Origin of the sequence: Caballeronia humi (genome assembly GCF_001544475.1) — a bacterium.
Lineage (GTDB): Bacteria > Pseudomonadota > Gammaproteobacteria > Burkholderiales > Burkholderiaceae > Caballeronia > Caballeronia humi.
The window spans coordinates 154,102-173,008 of the sequence record NZ_FCNW02000007.1; the positions used below are offsets into that span (position 1 = coordinate 154,102).

Consider the following 18,907-nt stretch of genomic DNA (forward strand, 5'->3'; position numbering starts at 1 on the left):
AGTTGCCGGTATGCCAGTGTGAAGCACGCAGACGTATCCGTTGTTCGAGACCTTTTTGTACGGTCCATCGCCCGCATCAAGCCCCACGCCGCCCGCGCACTGGCGCGCCTGAGGCGTCCCACGCGACGCGACTTCGCCTGGACGGCAGGCGCCGTACCGGCGCTCGTGCTGCTCTATGTGCTGGTCCTGATTCCGTTCACGCCGGGCATCGGCGATCTTCGCAAGGCGAAGGTCGAGCAGCCCGCGCAGATTCTCTCCTCCGATGGCAAGCTGCTCGCCGAGTTCAGGCCCACGAACCGCGAGTGGGTCAAGCTCGCCGATGTCTCGCCGCACGTGGTCGATGCGCTCGTCGCGACCGAAGACCATCGCTTCTATCAGCATCACGGGCTCGACTTCCGTCGCACCGCATCGGCGGCGCTGCATACGTTCTCGGGCAACCGTCAGGGCGGTTCGACGATCACGCAGCAACTCGCGCGCAATCTCTATCCCGACGACATCGGCCGCTCGCAGACCATCACGCGCAAGGTGAAGGAAGCGATCACGGCGTTCAAGATCGAAGCCGTCTATACGAAGGAAGAGATCCTCGAGACGTATCTCAACACTGTGCCGTTCCTCTACAACGCGTATGGCATCGAGATGGCGGCGCGCACGTACTTCGACAAGTCCGCCGGAAAGCTCGACGTCACCGAGAGCGCGACGCTCATCGGCATGCTCAAGGGCAACAGTTACTACAACCCCGTGATCAATCCCGAGCGTGCGCTACAGCGACGCAACATCGTGCTCGCGCAGATGGTCAAGTTCGGCCATCTCGCGCCGTCCGCATATGAGTCACTGAAGCGCCGGCCGTTGCGCGTCGATTTCGAGCGGCAACTGGAAGCACCCGGCCGCGCGCCGCATTTCGCGCAGCAGTTGCGCAAGTGGCTGATCGCCTGGGCGGACGACAACGACTACAACATCTATTCCGATGGGCTCGTCGTGCGCACGACCATCGATTCGCGCTTGCAGGCGATGGCGACGCAGGCCGTCGTGTGGCAGGGCAATCAGCTGCAGTCGATCGCAAACGCGGCATGGGGCGCGCATGCGGGATGCAACGCTGGCAACGCGGACCTCGTGCATGCGTTCGTGCGCGAGACGCCCGAGTATCGCGCGGCGCGCGACACGGGCCTTACCGAAGACGACGCGATGAAACGCTTCGCCTCCGACCGCGGCTTCATGCGCACGCTATGTGAAAACAAGACGCGCATGCAGGCGGGCTTCCTCGCACTGGACCCGCGCAATGGACAGATCAGGGCATGGGTCGGAAGCCGCGACTTTAGCCAAGACCCGTTCGATCACGTTTCGCAGGCGCGCCGTCAGCCCGGTTCGACCTTCAAACCGTTCGTCTATGGCGCGGCCTTCGCGCAAGGATCGAAGCCTGAAGACACGCTGATCGATCAGGCGGTTGAGATACCGCTCGCGGGCGGCGAAATCTGGCGTCCCACCGACGATGCGCCGCCGAGCGGCCGGCCCGTCACGCTGCGCGACGGCATCGCGTATTCGAAGAATCGCATCACCGCGCAACTGATGCAGAACGTCGGGCCGGCGAAGGTCGCGAGACTCGCGCGTGCGATGGGTGTGCGTGACAGCAGGCTCGACGTGGTGCCGTCGCTTGCGCTCGGCACGAGCCCGGTGACGCTCAGGGAAATGGTCGCGGCATACGGGACGATCGCGAACGGCGGCGGCCGCATCGAGCCGGTGCTGGTGACGCGCATCGAAGATCGCAAGGGCGAGGTGCTGGCGCAATTCGAGCCCACGAAACCCGAGCAGGTGTTGTCCGCGGAAGCCGCTCAGGAACTGCTCGACGTGATGCGCGACGTGATCAATCGCGGGACGGGCACGAGCATTCGCAGCCGATTTGGCATACGCGGCGACGTGGCGGGCAAGACCGGCACGACGCAGGACAACGCCGACGGCTGGTTCATCCTGATGCATCCGCAACTCGTGGCGGGCGCGTGGGTTGGCTTCAACGATAGCCGCGTCACGCTGCGCAGCGACTACTGGGGGCAGGGCGCGCATAGTGCGCTGCCGATTGTCGGCGATTTCTTCCAGCGCTCGTTGCGCTCGCGCCTGATCGACCAGCGGGTGCGCTTCGTGAAGGAAGAGCCGCATGGGATGTTCAGCGCGTGGAGCGCCGATGCGCGCGCGTGGTTCGACAAGCTGTTTCCCGCGAAGCCGGCGCCTGCGGCACCCCAGGCGAAGGCGCGATCTCCGGTGCGTCATGCGCCGGTCGTTCAGCAGGAAGCGCCTTCAGAGGCGCCTGGAATGCCGCCGATCATTCCATCGATGCCTGAAGTGACCGAGGCTGCCAGCGCGCCCGCAGAAGCGCTTGCAGTACCTTCGATAGAACCACCCGCAAGCGCACCCGAAACACCATGAGCGCGATAAATGCGCATGCAGCGATACACTAGCGTTCGAAGCCCGCCAGCCGGCCACCTTTGCGAACCAGGTGTTGAACGACAATGCGCATTCCACCGCTCAAAGCCATCATCGCATTCGAAAGTGTCGCGCGCACGAAGAGCGTCAACCGGGCGGCCGACGAGCTCGGCCTCACGCCTTCCGCAGTCAGCCATCAGATTGCGAATCTCGAATCGGCGGTCGGCCGGGCCCTGTTCACGCGACTCGGACGCGGTCTCGTCCTGACGCCCACAGGCCAGCAATATCTCGCCGATGTCACTGGGTCGCTCGCGGATCTCAGCCGCGCGACGGAGCGCGCATCATCGCAAACGGGCGTCGAAATCCTGCGCATTCATTCGAGCCCGAGCTTCGGCCTGATGTGGCTGCTGCCACGGCTCGCCTCGTTTCAGGAAGCCAATGGCGATATCCAGTTGAACCTCGCGTGTTCGTATGAAGATGTGTCGTTCACGTCGGGCTACTACGACGTCGATATCCGCCACGGCTACGCACACTGGACCGATGTTCACGTAAAGACGCTGCGAAATGAATACATCGCGCCGCTTGCGTCGAAGGATTATCTCGAACGCTTTCCCGTGAACAAGCCTGACGACCTGCTCGAACGGCGCCTGATCTTTTCTGAAACGCCGCTCGTGCAGTGGCAGCAATGGTTCGGCAAGTTCGGCGTCGCGGTGACCCGCAAGGCGTTTGACTTCTCCTTCGACCGCTCGTACATGTCGCTCGAAGCGGCGGCGCTCGGTCACGGCATCGCGCTCGAAAGCACGATGCTCGCGTCGGTCCATCTCGAACGCGGTTCGCTCGTGCCGGTCTTCGATCGCAGCTTCGCGGTGGAGGTCGGTGCGCATCACCTCGTTTACCCTTCCCAGAACGCGGATCTGCCGCGTGTCGCCCGGTTCCTTGCATGGGCCGAGAACCAGGCTGCGCGCGGCGCGACGCAACATCAGGCCCGATGATCCGCCGACACCTGAAAATTTTTCAACGATAGCTGAGCCAATCTGCGTTGATCGCGTTGGTGCTTGCGCCGAAACTGCGCCTACACCAACCCAACGATCAATGGAGACAACATGTTGCTCAACAGCAAAGTGGTACTCGTAACCGGCGCAGCATCGCCGCGCGGCATCGGCCGGGCGACCGCGAAGGCGCTGGCCGCACAAGGCGCGCGCGTCGTGATCCTCGACCTGCGACTCGAAGATGCAGAGAGCGCCGCCAGCGATCTCGGCGAAGGCCACCTGGGCCTCGCCTGCGATGTGACCGACAAGAAGGCCTGCATTGCGGCGGCGACCGCCGTGCTCGAAAAATACGGCCGCATTGACGCGCTCATCAACAACGCCGGCATCACGCAGCCGCTCAAGACGATGGATATCGAAGCGGCTAACTTCGATGCTGTCGTCGACGTGAACCTGCGTGGCACGCTCTACATGTCGCAAGCGGTGATTCCGCAGATGCGTGAGCAGAAGAGCGGGAGCATCGTGTGCATGTCGTCGGTATCCGCGCAACGCGGCGGCGGCATCTTCGGCGGCCCGCATTACAGCGCCGCCAAGGCAGGCGTGCTCGGCCTTGCCCGTGCGATGGCGCGTGAACTCGGCGCGGACAGCATCCGCGTCAACTCGATCACACCGGGCCTCATCCAGACCGACATCACCGGCGACAAGCTCACGCCGGAGATGCGCACCGACATCATCAAGGGCATTCCGCTCGGTCGTCTCGGCGACGCGAACGATGTCGCGAACGCGTGTCTGTTCCTCACGAGCGACCTCTCGACGTATCTCACGGGCATCACGCTCGACGTCAACGGCGGGATGCTGATTCACTGAGTGAATATTCGTCGCGTTCCGCAACGAACGCCAATGCACCCGGGCACCACCCGGGGCGACATGGTTGCGATAAACCAGCATGGGACCAGAGTAAGGCACTAAAGCGCCAGCTCTGGTCGACAGGAGACAAGCATGAAAACCAAATCCACAGCGCCGTCGGTGACGGCCGAGATGATGACGCACGCCGATTCGGCGAGCTTCGAATCTAAAACCTACGCCAAGGTCGGACGGCGCCTGATCCCGTTCCTGATGCTCTGCTATCTCGGCGCCTATCTGGATCGCGTGAACGTGGGCTTTGCGAAGTTGCAGATGCTCAGCGACTTGCGCTTCAGCGAAACCATCTACGGCGTCGGCGCCGGCATCTTCTTTCTCGGTTACTTCATCTTCGAGGTGCCGAGCAACCTGCTGCTTCACAAGGTCGGCGCGCGCAACTGGCTCGCTCGCATCATGCTGACGTGGGCGGTCATTTCAGCGTGCTTCGCCTTCGTGCAGACGCCCACTACGTTCTATGTGCTGCGCTTTCTGTTGGGCGTGGCCGAGGCGGGGTTCGCACCGGGCGTCATTCTTTACCTGACGTACTGGTTCCCTGCGGCACGGCGCGCCAAGGCGCTCTCGCTCTTCTTCATGGCGATTCCGCTTGCGGGCATGATCGGTGGACCGTTGTCGGGTTACATCATGCATGCGTTCCAGGGCGCGCACGGCCTGTCGGGCTGGAAGTGGCTGTTCATTCTCGAAGCGCTGCCCTCGCTCGTGCTCGGTGTCGCGATCCTGTTCTATCTCGACAACGGCATTGCTTCCGCGAAATGGCTCACCGATGCCGAAAAGGCCCTGCTCGCCCGCAACGTCGCCAACGACAACGCACACAAGGTGTCGCACGTTTCGATCGGTTCGTTCATCGGCGATCGTCGTCTGTGGTTGATGGCTTCGATTTACTTCTGCGTCGTGCTCGGTCAATACGGCCTCACGTTCTGGCTGCCGACGATCATCCGCAAGTCAGGCGTCGCTGATCCGCTGTGGGTGGGTATCTTCACCGCGATTCCCTACCTGTGCGCCATCATCGCGTTGCCGCTCGTCGGTGCAAGCGCGGACCGTCATCGTGAACGCCGCCTGCATCTGGCGATCCCGATGCTCGTCGCCGCAGCAGGCTTCGCCACGCTTCCGATGCTCGGTGGAGTCGGCGCGTCGCTGGTGTGTGTCAGCGTGGCTGCGGCGGGCATCCTCGCTTCATCGTCGCAGTTCTGGTCGCTGCCGACCGCATTGCTCGGCGGCATGTCGGCCGCGGCAGGCATCGCCGCGGTGAACTGCTTCGCCAATCTCGCGGGCTTCTTCTCACCGGCCATCGTCGGCTGGCTGAACGACTTCACCGGCAAGTCGACGGCCGGGCTGATCTTCATCTCTGTTGCCATCGTGCTGGGGGCAGGGCTCGTTTTCCTCGTGCCGGCGAAATCCGTCAATCGCTAATCAACGTCAATCCAAGGAGACACCATGAACACACCGTCATCTGCGGTGCCGCTCGCCGAGCGCGCCTATCGGATTCGCAGGAATGCCCTCTTGATGGGCGAAGTGCAGGGGCAGGGCTACATCGGTCAAGCGCTCGATATCGCCGACGTGCTGGCCGTCGCGTACTTCGGCGCGATGCGCTACCAGCCCGCGGACCCGCACTGGGAAGGCCGCGACCGCTTTCTGCTTTCCAACGGCCACTATGCAATTGCGCTTTATGCGGCGCTGCTCGAAGCCGGCATCCTGCCCGCCGAGGAACTCGAAACCTACGGCAGCGATGACAGCCGCCTGCCGATGTCCGGGATGGCGAGCTACACGCCGGGCATGGAGATGTCGGGCGGCTCGCTTGGGCACGGCCTCACGATTGCAGTGGGCCGCTGTCTCGGACTCAAGCGCAAAGGCTCGGACGCATTCGTCTACACGCTCTTCTCCGACGGCGAACTCGATGAAGGCGCGATCTGGGAAGGGATCATGTCGGCGGCGCACTGGAAGCTCGACAACCTGATCGCCATTGTCGACGTGAACAACCAGCAGGCCGACGGACCTTCGACGCAGATCATGCAGTTCGAACCGCTCGTCGAAAAGCTCGAAGCGTTCGGCTGGTACACGCAACGCGTGGTCGGCAACGACATCGATGCCGTGAAGGCCGCCTTCGACAACGCACGCAATCATCCGAAGCCGCAGCCGCGCATCATCGTCTGCGATACGCGCATGGGTTGCGGCGTGCCGTTCCTCGAAGAACGTGAGAAGAACCACTTTATCCGCGTCGATGCCCACGAATGGCAACTGGCGCTCGCCGCACTCGAAGCAGGGAGACAAGCATGAGCGATACCACCATCACCAAGAAGCCGCGTTTGAAGACCTCCGCGATGATCGCATCGATCGCGGGCGAAGGACAGGTCACGCGTTCCGCGCCGTTCGGTCACGCGCTGGCGCAACTCGCCCGCGAAAAGACGAACGTGGTCGGCATGACTGCCGATCTCGGCAAGTACACCGACCTGCATATCTTCGCGAAGGAATTTCCTGAACGTTACTATCAGATGGGCATGGCCGAGCAGTTGCTGATGGGCGCGGCTGCGGGTCTCGCACACGAAGGCGCACAGCCGTTCGTCACGACGTATGCCGTGTTCGCGACTCGCCGCGCTTATGACTTCATGCATCAGGCGATCGCCGAAGACAACCTCGATGTGAAGATCGTCTGCGCGTTGCCCGGACTCACGACCGGCTACGGTCCGAGCCACCAAGCGGCGGAAGATCTCGCCTTGATGCGCGCGATGCCGAACATGACCGTGATCGACCCATGCGACGCGCTCGATACCGAGCAGATGGTCGCCGCGATCTCCGCGCACAAGGGGCCGGTGTATGCGCGCCTCTTGCGCGGCAACGTCCCCGCCGTGCTCGACGAATACGACTACAAGTTCGAACTGGGCAAGGCGAAGCTTCTGCGCGACGGCGCGGAGGTGCTGATCATCGCCTCGGGCATCATGACGATGCGTGCACTGGAAGTGGCGAAGGCGCTGGAAGCGGACAACGTCGGCGTGGGCGTGCTGCACGTACCGACCATCAAGCCGCTCGACACGGAGACGATCTTGCGTGAAGCCAGACGCACGGGGCGCATGGTGGTGGTCGCCGAGAACCACTCGACGATCGGCGGTCTCGGCGAAGCCGTCGCGACGACGCTGCTCACGGCGGGCGTCACGCCGATGTACCGGCAGATCGCATTGCCCGATGAGTTCCTCGCAGCGGGCGCGTTGCCCACTTTGCATGATCGCTACGGCATCTCGACCAGTGTGATGGCGACGACGATAAAGGGCTGGCTCGGGTAAGCCAAGCGGGCGGTGCTTTCGACGGCACCGCCTTTTTTTCAGGCGTTGGCCTTCACCACTTCACCCCGCTGCAACACATACTCGATGCGTTCGCCTTGTCCCGCAACGACATTGATATCGGCCAGCGGATTGCCATCGACGACCAGCACATCGGCGATGGCACCCACTGCGATCGTCCCAAGCTTGCCGCGCATATCGACGATGTCCGCCGCGACCGTCGTCGCGCTGCGCAGCGCTTCGAGATTGCCGAGCACATCGGCGCGGATCTTGAACTCGCCGCACTGAAACGCGTGCATCTCGCCGAGCAGGTCCGAACCGAAACCCATCGCCACGCCTGCACGCGCGTAAATCTCCAGCGACTCACGCGCCGCCTGCTGCACCGATGCGACCTTCGCAATCGAATCCGGCGGCATGCCGTACTGCGCGCCGTGCTTCGCCAGCGCATCGTAGGTGACGAGCGTCGGCACGACAAACGCTCCATGTTCTTTCATGACTTGCGCAGCCGCTTCATCGACGAGGTTGCCATGTTCGATCGTCCGCACGCCGCAACGCACGGCGCGCGCGATGGAGCGACCCGTGTACGCATGCGCCATCACATACGTGTTGGCCGCTTCCGCCTCCTGGACGATCGCGCGGATCTCATCCTCCGAATACTGCGTATTGGCGATGGGATCGGTAGGCGACGCCACGCCGCCGGAAGCCATGATCTTGATCTGCGTCGCGCCCTTCTGGATCTCTTCACGCACCGCGAGCCGCACGGCATCGACGCCGTCGACCACGCGCGCGATCGCACCCGCCCTGAAGCAGCACGAACACGGTTCGAGCAGATCGCCACGCGGACGGAAGTCGCCGTGGCCGCCCGTCTGCGAAAGCGCTTTGCCTGACGGAAAAATGCGCGGGCCCGGCACGAGCCCCGTTTCGACGGCCTGCATTAACGCCCAGTCTGCGCCGCCCGCATCGCGCACGCTCGTGAAGCCGCGCGAGAGCATCGCGTCGAGAATAGGCAGCGCGCGGATCGCGGCGAGGATGTTCGGCTGCGCTGCGTTCGTGCCGAGATTCGCATTCGACGCGAGCACGTGGACGTGGCAGTCGATGAAGCCCGGCATCACGGTCTTGCCGCGCGCATCGATGACACGCGCGCCCGGCAGATCGACATTGCGATCGGTCACGTCGACGATGATGCCGTCTTCGATCACGACATGATGATGATCGAGCAAGACGCCTTGTGCGAGGTCGAGTACGTTGCCGCCCTGAATCACGGTGATGGTCATTGCTTGGTTCCTTATCGAATCGAAGCAGACGTGCGCTTCATGTGCTTCACGTCCTTCACATAGAACGTGCCGGCAAGGCTGATGGCCGCGGCGATCATCACGTAGAACGCGGGCGCCATGTTGCTGCCGGTACGCGCGATGAGCCACGTGATGAAGAACGGCGCGAAGCCGCCGAAGATCGTCACGGCGAAGTTGTAGGCGACGGAGAGGCCGGTCGAGAGCACCTTGGTCGGGAACAGCTCGGAGAATGCGGCGAGAATCGGACCGGTGTAGGCTGCGATCAGCACGCCGAAGACCGCCTGGAACACGAGCAGCGATCCGAGGCTCGGGGCATGGTTGATCCACGCGAACATCGGATACGCGATCAGCAGGATCGCAAGCGCAGCGCCTGAAAGGAAGATGCGGCGGCCGTGCGTATCGGCGAGCTTGCCGATCACGGGCGAGCAACACATGATCATGAGCCCGCCCATCATGCCGGCGATGAAGCCCGTCGATTGCGGCAGATGCAGCGTGCGCACCGAATACGTCGGCATGTAGAAGAGCAGCACGTAGGTGCAGACCGTCCACAGGATCACCATCGAAAAGCTGGCGAAGGTTTCGCGCGGAAAATCGGCGAGCACTTCCTTGAGCGGCGACTTGGCCTTCGCTTCCTCGGAGACCGCGCTGTACGCGGGCGTTTCGTCCATGCGGCTGCGAATGTAATAGCCCACTGGTCCGATCAGGATGCCGAGCAGGAACGGCAGGCGCCAGCCCCAGCGATTGAGCGATTCGGTATCGAGCGAAGACGTGACGAACGTACCCACCGCCGCGCCGAGCAGCACCGCGAAGCCGATGCTCGCCTGAATCCAGCTCGAGTAGTAAGCGCGCTTTTCAGGCGGGGCATACTCGGTCAGGAAGGCGGTTGCGCCGCCCATCTCGCCGCCGGCGGAAAATCCCTGCAGCAGCCGGGCGACCACGATCAGCAGCGGCGCCGCCACGCCGATTTGTTCATACGTAGGCGCCAGTCCGATGATCGCCGTGCCGAACGCCATCAGCAGGATGGTGAGCGAAAGCGCTGCCTTGCGGCCGATCTTGTCGGAGTAGATGCCGAGCACGATGCCGCCCACCGGACGCATGAAGAAGCCGACGCCGAAGGTCGCCACCGCGAGCAGCAGCGATGTGAGTTCGTTGCCGGTCGGGAAGAACAGCTTCGCGATGATCACCGCGAAGAAGCTGTAGACGGTGAAGTCGAACCATTCGAGGCCGTTGCCGAGGACGGTGGCGATAATGGCTCGCCGCCGCTGCTGTGCGAGCGTTTCGACGGATAAGGCCGCGTGCGGTGAAAGCGTTCCCTGCATGATGTCGTTCCTTGGGTCAGATGGAGCTGCGACGTATGACTCACATGCTAGAAGAGCATCGATTTATTTCTGAAACGAAAGATTCGCATGCTTGCATGCGTACAGCGCATGCGAAGGCGTTCAGCTTGCTGCCGGCGTCTGCGCCTGTTCGAACACCCAGCGCGTGAAAAGACGTGCGGCCTGGTTCTGCGCGCGATCGTTCGGCGACACGATGTAGTAACCTCCGCCGTGACTCGCCGACTCGCGGGTCGCCCGAACGAGAAGGCCGTCGTCGATGCAGGCGTCGATCATATGACGCCATCCGAGCACGATGCCTTGCCCGAGGATCGCCATCTGTACGAGTTGCGGGTAGTGGTTGATCGTGACGGCTTGCGGTGTCTTTTGCATCTCGACGTCATTGAGCGCGAGCCATTCGGGCCACGACATCCACTGTCGCTGGCCGTCTTCCTGTATCAGCAGCGTTTCATTCGCGAGGTCGGAGGGCCGCAGCACGCGGCCGCGCAAGTAGGCGGGCGAGCAGACGGGAAACACTTCTTCGTCGAAGATGCGGCGCGCGGTGAAATGCGGCGCGACGTGCTGCCGGGCATAGTAGAAGCCGACGTCGAATTCAGCGGGCGACAGCGATGCAAGCCCATCACGCACGATCATGCGCAGCTTGATGTTCGGATAGGCTGTGCGAAAGTGCGGCAGGCGCGGCGTGAGCCACAACACCGCGACGCCCGACGAACAGGCGACTGTCAGTTCGAGATCGCCATAGCGCTTCATGACTTCTAGCGTAGCCTCCGCGCAATTGGCGAGGAGCCACTGCACATGCGCCGCGTAGCTTTCGCCGGCGATCGTGAGACGCAACGACCGGTGTTCGCGCACGAAAAGCGAACGCCCGAGGAATTCCTCTAGCTGCTGTATCTGCCGGCTGATCGCGCTTTGCGTGAGATGGAGTTCGCTTGCGGCTTTGGTAAAGCTCGAATGCCTGACGGCGGCTTCAAATGCCACGAGACATTGAAGCGGGGGAAGGGGCGTGATGCGCATGACGTTGCTCGCTTTCTGGCTGACGTGGACATCATATACGTCGGCCGATCGCGCACGTGCGCCTTCATCGCATGATCAAAAATCCAGTCGTGCGTTGAGCGACAGCGTACGCGGCTCGCCCGGCGCGATGTAATCCGCGTACTGGAACTCCCAATAGCGGCGATTCGTCAGATTGTCGATCGCCGCGCGGAACGCGACAACGTGCCCGGCGATACGCGTCGCATAAGTCGCGCCGAGGTTCACGAGCATGTGGCCGGGCGTCTTCAGGTCGCCCGATGGACGCACCGTCGTACTGCCGGTGAACTTGGCATCGGCGCCGATCCTCAGCAGGGCCGGCACGTAGGGCACCGCGTAATTCACGTGCGCCGCCGCGACAAAGCCGGGCGCGCCCGCCACGCGATTCCGTTGTTCGTCGAGCCTTTCTCGTAGTGTGTCGCGATCCACATCAGGTTGCCGCCCACCGTCCAGTTTACCGAGCTGAACATCGCCGCCCGTTTCGATGCCCTGGAATACCGACTCGCCGTCCTGCACGTAGACGTTATCTACAAGCTCCACTACACGCTGCATCTGCCGTTCACGTTTCGACGTTCTCGAAGCTCGCGCCGACGCTGCTCACCAATCCCGAACTCGCGCGTTCGGCCGAAGCAGGCGCGGTGCCGCTCACGCGCGAACAGGTGCTCGCCACGGCGGTCGTTGATGGCAAGGCGCACGGGATTGCGGAGGCGCCTGGTGCGCTGTTTTACGCGACGCCGCTGCATGGATACGCGGTGGGCTTTTTCGCGCCGGGCCACGATCACGGCGACGTGGGCCTCGGCAACGCGTGGCTCTACTACAACGCCAACACGGGCAAGCTGGCAGGCTCGAACATTCCCGGCCGAGGTTCCGCCGGCGACATCTTCATGCAGGCGCAATTCCCGCTGCACTCGGGACGCATCATCGGACTTCCCGGACGCATTCTGATCAGCGTGGTAGGCGTCGCGGTCGCGGTGCTTAGCGCGACCGGTCTCATGATCTGGCTGCGTAAGCGCTCGGCGCGTCGTCGGGCGGCAGCGGCGCCCGTTCGCACCGCGCGTCAAGGATCGATCACTTCCTGAATCTTTGGCGACGTTATCGTCGCCGCGCTTTTCACCAGGACAAGCGATCCATACTTTCGTATAGATCGCTAAGACGCGCGGCTTATCCGTTCATCCTCGGGCGTGATTCTTTACATGTGCATGGTCGCTCGACCCTGCACTCAATCCATCTCGAAGTATCGGCTGATCCAACGATCGTTCCACAAGAACGTGCCTTTGTAGGGATTGGTCTCGCATCGGCCTCGGCCTAGACTGCATTCACCGTAACGCTTCAAGCCGCAAAGCCCGAATCAAAAAATTTTTGGCACGCGTGGAATGGATGAATCGCTAGCGGTGTTCACATCACTAAGACATCAGATTTGTTTGCAGTGTCATTAAAACCCGATGTTCGACAAAAGAATCGCCCACCCATCTAAGGAGTATGACTGCCATGAAGAACCTCTTCGTTTGCCTCGCTGTTGCCGCCGGCGTTTTCGCCGCCCCCGCCGTGAGCTTCGCGCAATCGAACGATCCGGTCACGCGTGCGGAAGTCCGCGCTGATCTGGTGCGTGTCGAGCAGGCCGGCTACAACCCGTCGCTCGCCAGCGACCCTTACTACCCGCAAGATATTCAAGCCGCTGAAGCAAAGATCTCCAGGCAGGACGATCAAGGCAAGCAAAGCTACGGCGGCGTCGCGGATACGTCGTCGGCTTCCGGCAAGCCTGCTCGTGTCGCCATGAAGTCGGCATGCGTCGGCCCGGCCAGCTTCTGCAACCTGTATTTCGGGAGCTGAGTTGGTCAGGTCATGATGCTGCGGCACGAGCCGTGTGCGCAGCATTTTTGGCGTCTCACCCCTTTAGCATTCTGGAGTCACCCGTGAACCTCTTGCCGCGCGCAGCATCGGTTATCGCCTTGTCTGTTTCTTTCTTTGCATCTGCAGGCGCGATGGCGCAGGATGCTCAACCGGCCCACGGGCCTGTCAAAAACATCGTGCTCGTTCATGGTGCCTGGGTGGATGGATCGGGCTGGAAGCCGGTCTACGACATCCTGACCAAGGACGGCTATCACGTCAGCCTCGTGCAGGAACCGCTGACCTCGCTCGAAGACGACGTCGCCGCAGCCAGGCGCGTGATCGATCTGCAAGACGGGCCGGCGATCCTCGTCGGCCACAGTTACGGCGGCTCGGTGATCACGGAAGCCGGCGTTGATCCGAAGATCGTCGGGCTCGTGTATGTTGCAGCGCATGCGCCGAATGTCGGCGAGGATGAAGGGTCGCTCGGCAAGAAGACGCCGAGCTATACGTCGAAACAGGCGGGCGCCGTCGAGAAGACCGCTGACGGCTACACGTACCTCAATCCCGCAGTGTTCCCGAAAGACTTCGCGGCCGATCTGCCGCTTAGCCAAGCTCAATTCGAATCGCATGGCCAGATCCTGACCGCGGCGAAAGTGTTCAGCACGCCGCTGACCGCCGCCGCGTGGACGACGAAGCCCAGTTGGGGCGTCGTCGCCGCCAGCGACAAGATCATCAATCCCGATCTCGAACGCTGGTACTACGAGCGGGCGCATAGTCACACGACAGTCATTCGGGGCGCGAGTCACTCGGTCTACGAGTCGCACCCGCAGCAGGTCGCCGCTGTGATCGAGGATGCGGCGAAGCATGCCCAGCAGTAACGTTCGCTAACCTGGCGCGGGCATTGGATGCTCAACGCGTGGTGCCCGCGCTCGTCATCGAAATACCGGCAGGATGCGGATTCGCGTCGTTCATGTCTTCGGGCAGCAGGTTGCCGTCGGCAAGGCTGGCATCGGCCGATGCCGTCTCCGGATAACGCTCCGGATAAAGATGCCGCTCGGCGACGCTCGCGTCATACGTCCGCGACCACTTGGCGATGACCACCGTCGCGAGGCTGTTGCCGATCGTGTTGCACGTCGCGATCGCCATTGACATGAAGCGGTACACGCCGAAGATCACCGCGAGTCCTTCGACCGGCAGGATTCCCGTCGAGGTCACCGTCGCCGCGAACACAACAAACGATCCGCCCGATACCGTCGCCGCGCCCTTCGAAGTCAGCAGCATCAGCAACAGGATGCCGATCTGATGTTCGAGCGTGATCGGCACGCCGTACGCATGAGCGATGAACATCACGCCCATCGACATGAAGAGCGAAGTGCCATCCAGGTTGAACGCGTACCCCGTCGGCAGCACGAGGCCGACCGTCTGCTTCGCACAGCCGAGCCGTTCGAGCTTGATCAAAAGACGCGGCAGCGCGCTTTCCGATGAAGCCGTGCCGAGCACGATGAAGATCTCGTCCTTGATATAGCGCAGGAAGCGCCAGAGGGAGAAGCCCGCGAGTTTCGCGATCAATCCCATCACGACGACGATGAACAGGAACACCACGCCATAGAAGCTCAGCACGAGTTGCGCAAGCGCGATCAACACAGCCGTGCCATTGCTGCCCACCGAGTACGCAACCGCGCCGAACGTGCCGAGCGGCGCGAGCTTCATCACGAGGTTGATGAACGAGAACAGCACTTCGGAGACGAGGTCGAGCCCTTCGTTGATCCGCACGCGCCGCCGTTCGGGAATCGCGAGGATGCCGATGCCGACCATCACCGCGAGCACCACCACCTGCAGCAATTCGCCCTTCGCGAACGCACCGATGAAGTTGTCCGGCACGACGTGCATGATGAACTCGGTGAAGCCTTGCGGCGCGGCTTTCGCTGCCGTCGCGGGCACGGCGCCCACCGCAACCGACGTCATGCCCTTGCCGATCTGCAGCAGGTTGCCGGCAAGCAGACCGACCATCAGCGCGATCGTCGAGACGACTTCGAAGTAGACGATCGCGCGCCAGCCGACGCGTCCCGCGCTCTTCACGTCGCCCGCCGATGCGATGCCGTGCACGATCGTAAGGAACACGAGCGGCGCGACGCCCGCCTTGATCAGCGAGAGAAAGATGTCGCCCATCACCTTCAGTTGCGCGGCGAACTTCGGAAAGATCAGCCCGACCGCGATGCCCAGCACGAGCGACAGCAATACTTGCATGCCGAGCTTGCGATACCACGGCAGCTTCTTCGGCGGCGCGACGATCGACTCGTCATGTGAAGCGATTTCGTTGTTCATGATGTGCTCCTCCACGTCGTGGGTCAGATGCCGCTCGACAGTTCGATGGCTCGGTCGACCATGCGCGGAGCGAGGCCGAGATAGTTGGCGGGATCGGTCATGCGATCGATCTCGGCGCGGTCGAAGTGCTTCGTGACCTCGGGCAGCGCCGCGAGCGCCTCGGCGAGCGTGCCGCCCTTTTCGTTGACGGTGCGGCACGCGTCATAGACGATGTCGTGCGCCTGCTGGCGGCCGGTGAACGGCGCCATGCCCATCATGACGGCCTCCGCGACGATCAGCCCCTTCGTGATGCCGAGGTTGTGCTTCATGCGCTCCGTATCGACGATCAACCCGCCGAGCGCGAACTTCGCCTGGTGCAGTGCGCCCGCCGACAGGATGAAACTCTCGGGGATCGCGATCCATTCCGCGTGCCACGGGCCGGTCGCGCGCTCGAAGTCCTGGATCATCGCGTCGACCATCAGGCCCGCGTGCTGGCGTACCGCTTTGGCTGCGGCGAGCATCAGTTCGCTCGAAATCGGATTGCGCTTTTGCGGCATGGTGCTGCTCGCGCCACGGCCCTTGACGAACGGCTCGTAGACTTCGGCGAACTCGGTGGACGCCATGATCATGATGTCGAGCGCGATCTTGCCGAGCGAACCCGTCACGAGCGCGAGCAGGTTGACCGCTTCGGCGAAACCGTCGCGGGCGACGTGCCACGTCGTTGCCGGGACGCCGAGCTTCAGTTCCTCGGCGAGCGCCTTTTGCACCTCGAAGCCCTTGTCGCCGAGCGATGCCAGCGTGCCCGCCGCGCCCGCGAATTCGACCACCGCCACGCGCGGACGCAGTTCTGCGAGGCGCTCCTGATGCCGGTCGAACATCGCGAGCCAGATGGCGACCTTGTAGCCGAACGTGACGGGCAGCGCCTGCTGCAAATGCGTGCGGCCGGCCATCGGCGTGTCGCGATGCTTGCTTGCGAGATCGACGAGGATCGCCCGCAACTCGCGAATGTCGCCGTCGATCACGTCGAGCGCATCGCGCACTTGCAGCGCGACCGCCGTGTCCATGATGTCCTGCGTGGTCGCGCCCCAGTGAACGTAGCGCCCGGCGTCGCCGCACATTTCGACCATCTGGTGCACGAGCGGCAAGATCGGATAACCGACGATGTCGGTTTCCTCGCGCATGTGGTCGAAGTCGATCCGCTCGATCGTCGATTCCCGCGCGATGACCTGCGCGGCATCGGCGGGAATCACGCCAACGCGCGCCTCGGCTCTCGCCAGCGCGACTTCCACATCGATGTAGCGCTGCACGAGCGCGTGATCGGAAAAGAGCGCGCGCATCTTCGCGGTGCCGAATGCGTCACGGAACAGGATGGAATCGACCACGGTGCTGGCCATCGGAATAGTGCGACTCGTCATTGCGACCTCACGAATTTGCGGGAAAGAGACGGAGCAGTCAGAGCCAAAACGCTCAATATGTCCGGACATATACAGATTAATATGTTCGAACATATGCAACAAGCTATGATTTACCCTAGGCCAAGCAAAACCTCACAAAAACGACCATGAACAGACCGCATTTCGCCGATATCGCCCGAGAGTTGACCGAGGCGATCGCCTCCGGCCGTTATCCAGTGGGCTCGGTGCTCCCGACCGAACTCGAACTACGCGATCAGTACCAGACGAGCCGTCACACGGTGCGGGCCGCGTTGCACGAATTACAACAAATGGGACTGGTCTCGAGGCGCAAGAACGCGGGGACGCGGGTCGAATCGGCGCGTCCGCGAAATGAGTTCCGGCCGACGCTCGCCTCGGTGGATGACCTCGTGCAGTTCGGCTCGGAGCACTTGCGGCTGGTGCAATCGGTGGAGGAGATCGTCGCGGAAGGCAGGCTCGCGAAGACGTTGAAGTGCACGGACGGCGCGCGCTGGCTGCGTATATCCAGTCTGCGTATCGATGGCGGCAAGGACAGCCCGCCCGTTGGCTGGACGGATGTCTACATCGATCCCGACTACATCGACGTAGCCGAAGCCGCGCGCGAAGAGCCCGGCACGCTGATCAGCTCGTTGATCGAGGCGCGCCACGGACGCAGCATCGCGGAAATCCAGCAGGGCGTGCAGGCGGTATTGGTGTCACAAGAGATGGCAGAACGGCTGCGCGTCGAAAAAGGCACGGCCGCACTCGAAATCGTGCGGCGCTATCTGGATTCGTCCGGCGCGACCTTCGAGATATCGATCAGCGTCCATCCTGCCGAGCGCTTTTCAGTCGCGATGCGTCTCAAACGGTCGGACGTCTAGCGTCGCCAGATCCGGCAGGTACGGCGCATGCTCCCTTTAAAGGAACAATGGGAGCAAAGCCATGACCTCGGACCGACATTCAAGAAGGTGTCACCCCTGGACAGAGAGAAAGGTGCAGGCGGATTCGTCGCGATTGCATGTGCTGGTCGTCGACGACAACATCAATGCAGCGCAGGCGCTGGCCGCGTATTTATCTTTCGAAGGGATGGAGTGCCGCCTGGCCTACGGCGGCGCGGAAGCGATCCGGATGGGCACCGACTGGAATCCGGACGTGATCATCATGGATATCTCGATGCCGGAATGCAACGGCTTCCAGGCAGCGCTCGCACTGCGGCACGATGAACGCACGAGTCCCATCGCGATCATCGCATTCACGGCGCTCGATGAGTCCGAGGTTCGCAGGCATCTCACGAACCACGAATTCGACGGTTACTGCCAGAAAGGGCAGGAGCCCGCGCATCTGACCGCGCTCATCACGCGGCTGGCGCAAACAAACGGTGGAGTGAGCGCTCTCCGTTCTTAAGGCGCGGCGAACGAGATGCCTTCGATCTGGCCATCGATCAGGCGTTCCGCGTAACTCGTCGAGGCAAGGCGCGCTTCGCCCGATCCGTCGAAGGGTTTAACCGCGGGGATTCGGAATACGCGGCTCAACGCCGGAGCGGCGCCTTGCTGTGGCCGCGTGATCCTCACCGATGCATCGAAGCCTTCGTCGGGATGGCGTGCGCCATCGGCGCCGCGAGGCCGGTGCGGGTAGATCAGCGGATAGATGCCGAGGCCTCGATAAGTGCGTGTAGTGTCGTCGTTCATGATGGATCTTCCCCTGGTTCACTTCGCCCGCGTCACGCCGGCGCCGGCGCCGAACCATTGTTTCGCGTGCCGTATCCAGCGCATTTGCGGGACGGGTTGCGATCCGTATAGCGCAGCGGCGGCGTCGCCGTGGCGTTCGCGCTTGCTTTCATCGGTGGACGGAAGCTTGTTGCTCTCCGCGATTTCGTCGGGATTCACTTGGTCGTCGATCATGAGGGTTCTCGGTTGTGCAATTCAAAGCACGTGGAAACGCGAGCGTGTCCACGATGTCGACTGACGGAGGAAAAGTCTGCGCGGGCAGGACACGAGGCTCGTGCCACGATTGCAACGCACGGAAGGTCATGGTGCGCGCCTGATGCCGCGCCGACCGTCAAGGATGGAATGCCGACGCAACAAGGCTGCCGTCTGCATCTAACTGTTCAACAATGCG

Annotated in this window: 18 protein-coding genes and 1 pseudogene; 11 read left to right on the plus strand and 8 right to left on the minus strand. The window is 62.6% G+C overall.

The genetic code is table 11. The features are described 5' to 3' along the window. The first annotated feature begins 18 nt into the window (after positions 1-18). The 6 genes from AWB65_RS10620 (at position 19) to AWB65_RS10645 (ending at position 7,591) form a co-directional block, all read left to right on the plus strand. Entirely contained in the window at positions 19-2,415 is a 2,397-nt protein-coding gene (locus tag AWB65_RS10620; RefSeq protein WP_087667109.1) for a penicillin-binding protein 1A, read from the plus strand. 83 nt (positions 2,416-2,498) lie between these two features. Then, positions 2,499-3,404 (plus strand): LysR substrate-binding domain-containing protein, encoded by a 906-nt coding sequence (locus tag AWB65_RS10625; protein ID WP_087667110.1) that lies wholly within the window; start codon positions 2,499-2,501, stop codon positions 3,402-3,404. A gap of 111 nt (positions 3,405-3,515) precedes the next feature. Then, positions 3,516-4,265, plus strand: coding sequence for an SDR family NAD(P)-dependent oxidoreductase (locus tag AWB65_RS10630; protein WP_087667111.1), 750 nt, complete (start codon positions 3,516-3,518; stop codon positions 4,263-4,265). Positions 4,266-4,397: 132 nt separating this feature from the next. Then, a complete protein-coding gene (locus AWB65_RS10635) occupies positions 4,398-5,726 on the plus strand; it encodes an MFS transporter (protein WP_087667112.1) in 1,329 nt (442 codons plus the stop codon). Between the two features lie 24 nt (positions 5,727-5,750). Beyond that, on the plus strand, positions 5,751-6,590 hold the full coding sequence (locus AWB65_RS10640; RefSeq protein ID WP_087657050.1) for a transketolase: 840 nt from the start codon (positions 5,751-5,753) through the stop codon (positions 6,588-6,590). After that, a complete protein-coding gene (locus AWB65_RS10645; RefSeq protein WP_087667113.1) occupies positions 6,587-7,591 on the plus strand; it encodes a transketolase family protein in 1,005 nt (334 codons plus the stop codon). The genes AWB65_RS10640 and AWB65_RS10645 overlap by 4 nt, the downstream gene beginning before the upstream one ends. Positions 7,592-7,629: 38 nt before the next feature. Here the strand turns inward: AWB65_RS10645 and AWB65_RS10650 are convergent, their stop codons facing one another. The 4 genes and pseudogenes from AWB65_RS10650 to AWB65_RS10665 all read right to left on the minus strand — a co-directional run. Further along, complete coding sequence (locus AWB65_RS10650) at positions 7,630-8,862, minus strand: metal-dependent hydrolase family protein (protein WP_087667114.1); 1,233 nt, start codon at positions 8,860-8,862, stop codon at positions 7,630-7,632. A gap of 11 nt (positions 8,863-8,873) precedes the next feature. Next, positions 8,874-10,199, minus strand: a complete 1,326-nt coding sequence (locus AWB65_RS10655) for an MFS transporter (protein ID WP_087667115.1) — start codon at positions 10,197-10,199, stop codon at positions 8,874-8,876. A 120-nt stretch (positions 10,200-10,319) separates the two neighbouring features. Beyond that, positions 10,320-11,228 (minus strand): LysR substrate-binding domain-containing protein, encoded by a 909-nt coding sequence (locus AWB65_RS10660; protein WP_087667116.1) that lies wholly within the window; start codon positions 11,226-11,228, stop codon positions 10,320-10,322. 75 nt (positions 11,229-11,303) lie between these two features. Then, positions 11,304-11,768: pseudogene (locus AWB65_RS10665) on the minus strand (TonB-dependent receptor domain-containing protein); the annotation flags it as partial. Here AWB65_RS10665 and AWB65_RS10670 point away from each other — a divergent pair. The 3 genes from AWB65_RS10670 (at position 11,738) to AWB65_RS10680 (ending at position 13,951) form a co-directional block, all read left to right on the plus strand. Then, positions 11,738-12,322: a PepSY domain-containing protein gene (locus AWB65_RS10670; RefSeq protein WP_087667151.1), complete on the plus strand. Its 585-nt coding sequence runs from the start codon at positions 11,738-11,740 to the stop codon at positions 12,320-12,322. The pseudogene AWB65_RS10665 and the gene AWB65_RS10670 sit on opposite strands and share 31 nt — an antisense overlap. Before the next feature lie 409 nt (positions 12,323-12,731). Then, entirely contained in the window at positions 12,732-13,073 is a 342-nt protein-coding gene (locus AWB65_RS10675) for a DUF4148 domain-containing protein (RefSeq protein WP_087667118.1), read from the plus strand. Positions 13,074-13,225: 152 nt separating this feature from the next. After that, positions 13,226-13,951 (plus strand): alpha/beta hydrolase, encoded by a 726-nt coding sequence (locus AWB65_RS10680; RefSeq protein ID WP_235007577.1) that lies wholly within the window; start codon positions 13,226-13,228, stop codon positions 13,949-13,951. A gap of 31 nt (positions 13,952-13,982) precedes the next feature. Here AWB65_RS10680 and AWB65_RS10685 read toward each other — a convergent pair whose 3' ends face one another. Both AWB65_RS10685 and AWB65_RS10690 read right to left on the minus strand, forming a co-directional pair. Beyond that, entirely contained in the window at positions 13,983-15,398 is a 1,416-nt protein-coding gene (locus AWB65_RS10685) for a cation:dicarboxylate symporter family transporter (RefSeq protein ID WP_087667119.1), read from the minus strand. Between the two features lie 23 nt (positions 15,399-15,421). Further along, entirely contained in the window at positions 15,422-16,792 is a 1,371-nt protein-coding gene (locus AWB65_RS10690) for a class-II fumarase/aspartase family protein (protein WP_087667120.1), read from the minus strand. 146 nt (positions 16,793-16,938) lie between these two features. Between AWB65_RS10690 and AWB65_RS10695 the strand changes: the two genes are divergently transcribed. Both AWB65_RS10695 and AWB65_RS10700 read left to right on the plus strand, forming a co-directional pair. After that, entirely contained in the window at positions 16,939-17,670 is a 732-nt protein-coding gene (locus AWB65_RS10695; protein ID WP_087667121.1) for a GntR family transcriptional regulator, read from the plus strand. Positions 17,671-17,782: 112 nt separating this feature from the next. Then, positions 17,783-18,193 carry a response regulator gene (locus tag AWB65_RS10700; protein ID WP_235007578.1) on the plus strand — a complete coding sequence of 137 codons (411 nt, stop codon included), beginning with the start codon at positions 17,783-17,785 and terminating at the stop codon, positions 18,191-18,193. Here the strand turns inward: AWB65_RS10700 and AWB65_RS10705 are convergent. After that, positions 18,190-18,477, minus strand: coding sequence for a hypothetical protein (locus AWB65_RS10705; protein ID WP_087657039.1), 288 nt, complete (start codon positions 18,475-18,477; stop codon positions 18,190-18,192). The genes AWB65_RS10700 and AWB65_RS10705 overlap by 4 nt on opposite strands. 18 nt (positions 18,478-18,495) lie before the next feature. Beyond that, on the minus strand, positions 18,496-18,690 hold the full coding sequence (locus tag AWB65_RS10710) for a hypothetical protein (protein ID WP_087667123.1): 195 nt from the start codon (positions 18,688-18,690) through the stop codon (positions 18,496-18,498). Positions 18,691-18,907 lie beyond the last annotated feature (217 nt).

Coding starts and splice junctions, on each gene's coding strand:
- AWB65_RS10625 (WP_087667110.1), top strand. CDS start 2,499: ATGCGCATTCCACCGCTCAAAGCCATCATCGCATTCGAAAGTGTCGCG.
- AWB65_RS10630 (WP_087667111.1), top strand. CDS start 3,516: ATGTTGCTCAACAGCAAAGTGGTACTCGTAACCGGCGCAGCATCGCCG.
- AWB65_RS10635 (WP_087667112.1), top strand. CDS start 4,398: ATGAAAACCAAATCCACAGCGCCGTCGGTGACGGCCGAGATGATGACG.
- AWB65_RS10640 (WP_087657050.1), top strand. CDS start 5,751: ATGAACACACCGTCATCTGCGGTGCCGCTCGCCGAGCGCGCCTATCGG.
- AWB65_RS10645 (WP_087667113.1), top strand. CDS start 6,587: ATGAGCGATACCACCATCACCAAGAAGCCGCGTTTGAAGACCTCCGCG.
- AWB65_RS10650 (WP_087667114.1), bottom strand. CDS start 8,862: ATGACCATCACCGTGATTCAGGGCGGCAACGTACTCGACCTCGCACAA.
- AWB65_RS10655 (WP_087667115.1), bottom strand. CDS start 10,199: ATGCAGGGAACGCTTTCACCGCACGCGGCCTTATCCGTCGAAACGCTC.
- AWB65_RS10660 (WP_087667116.1), bottom strand. CDS start 11,228: ATGCGCATCACGCCCCTTCCCCCGCTTCAATGTCTCGTGGCATTTGAA.
- AWB65_RS10675 (WP_087667118.1), top strand. CDS start 12,732: ATGAAGAACCTCTTCGTTTGCCTCGCTGTTGCCGCCGGCGTTTTCGCC.
- AWB65_RS10680 (WP_235007577.1), top strand. CDS start 13,226: ATGGCGCAGGATGCTCAACCGGCCCACGGGCCTGTCAAAAACATCGTG.
- AWB65_RS10685 (WP_087667119.1), bottom strand. CDS start 15,398: ATGAACAACGAAATCGCTTCACATGACGAGTCGATCGTCGCGCCGCCG.
- AWB65_RS10690 (WP_087667120.1), bottom strand. CDS start 16,792: ATGACGAGTCGCACTATTCCGATGGCCAGCACCGTGGTCGATTCCATC.
- AWB65_RS10695 (WP_087667121.1), top strand. CDS start 16,939: ATGAACAGACCGCATTTCGCCGATATCGCCCGAGAGTTGACCGAGGCG.
- AWB65_RS10705 (WP_087657039.1), bottom strand. CDS start 18,477: ATGAACGACGACACTACACGCACTTATCGAGGCCTCGGCATCTATCCG.
- AWB65_RS10710 (WP_087667123.1), bottom strand. CDS start 18,690: ATGATCGACGACCAAGTGAATCCCGACGAAATCGCGGAGAGCAACAAG.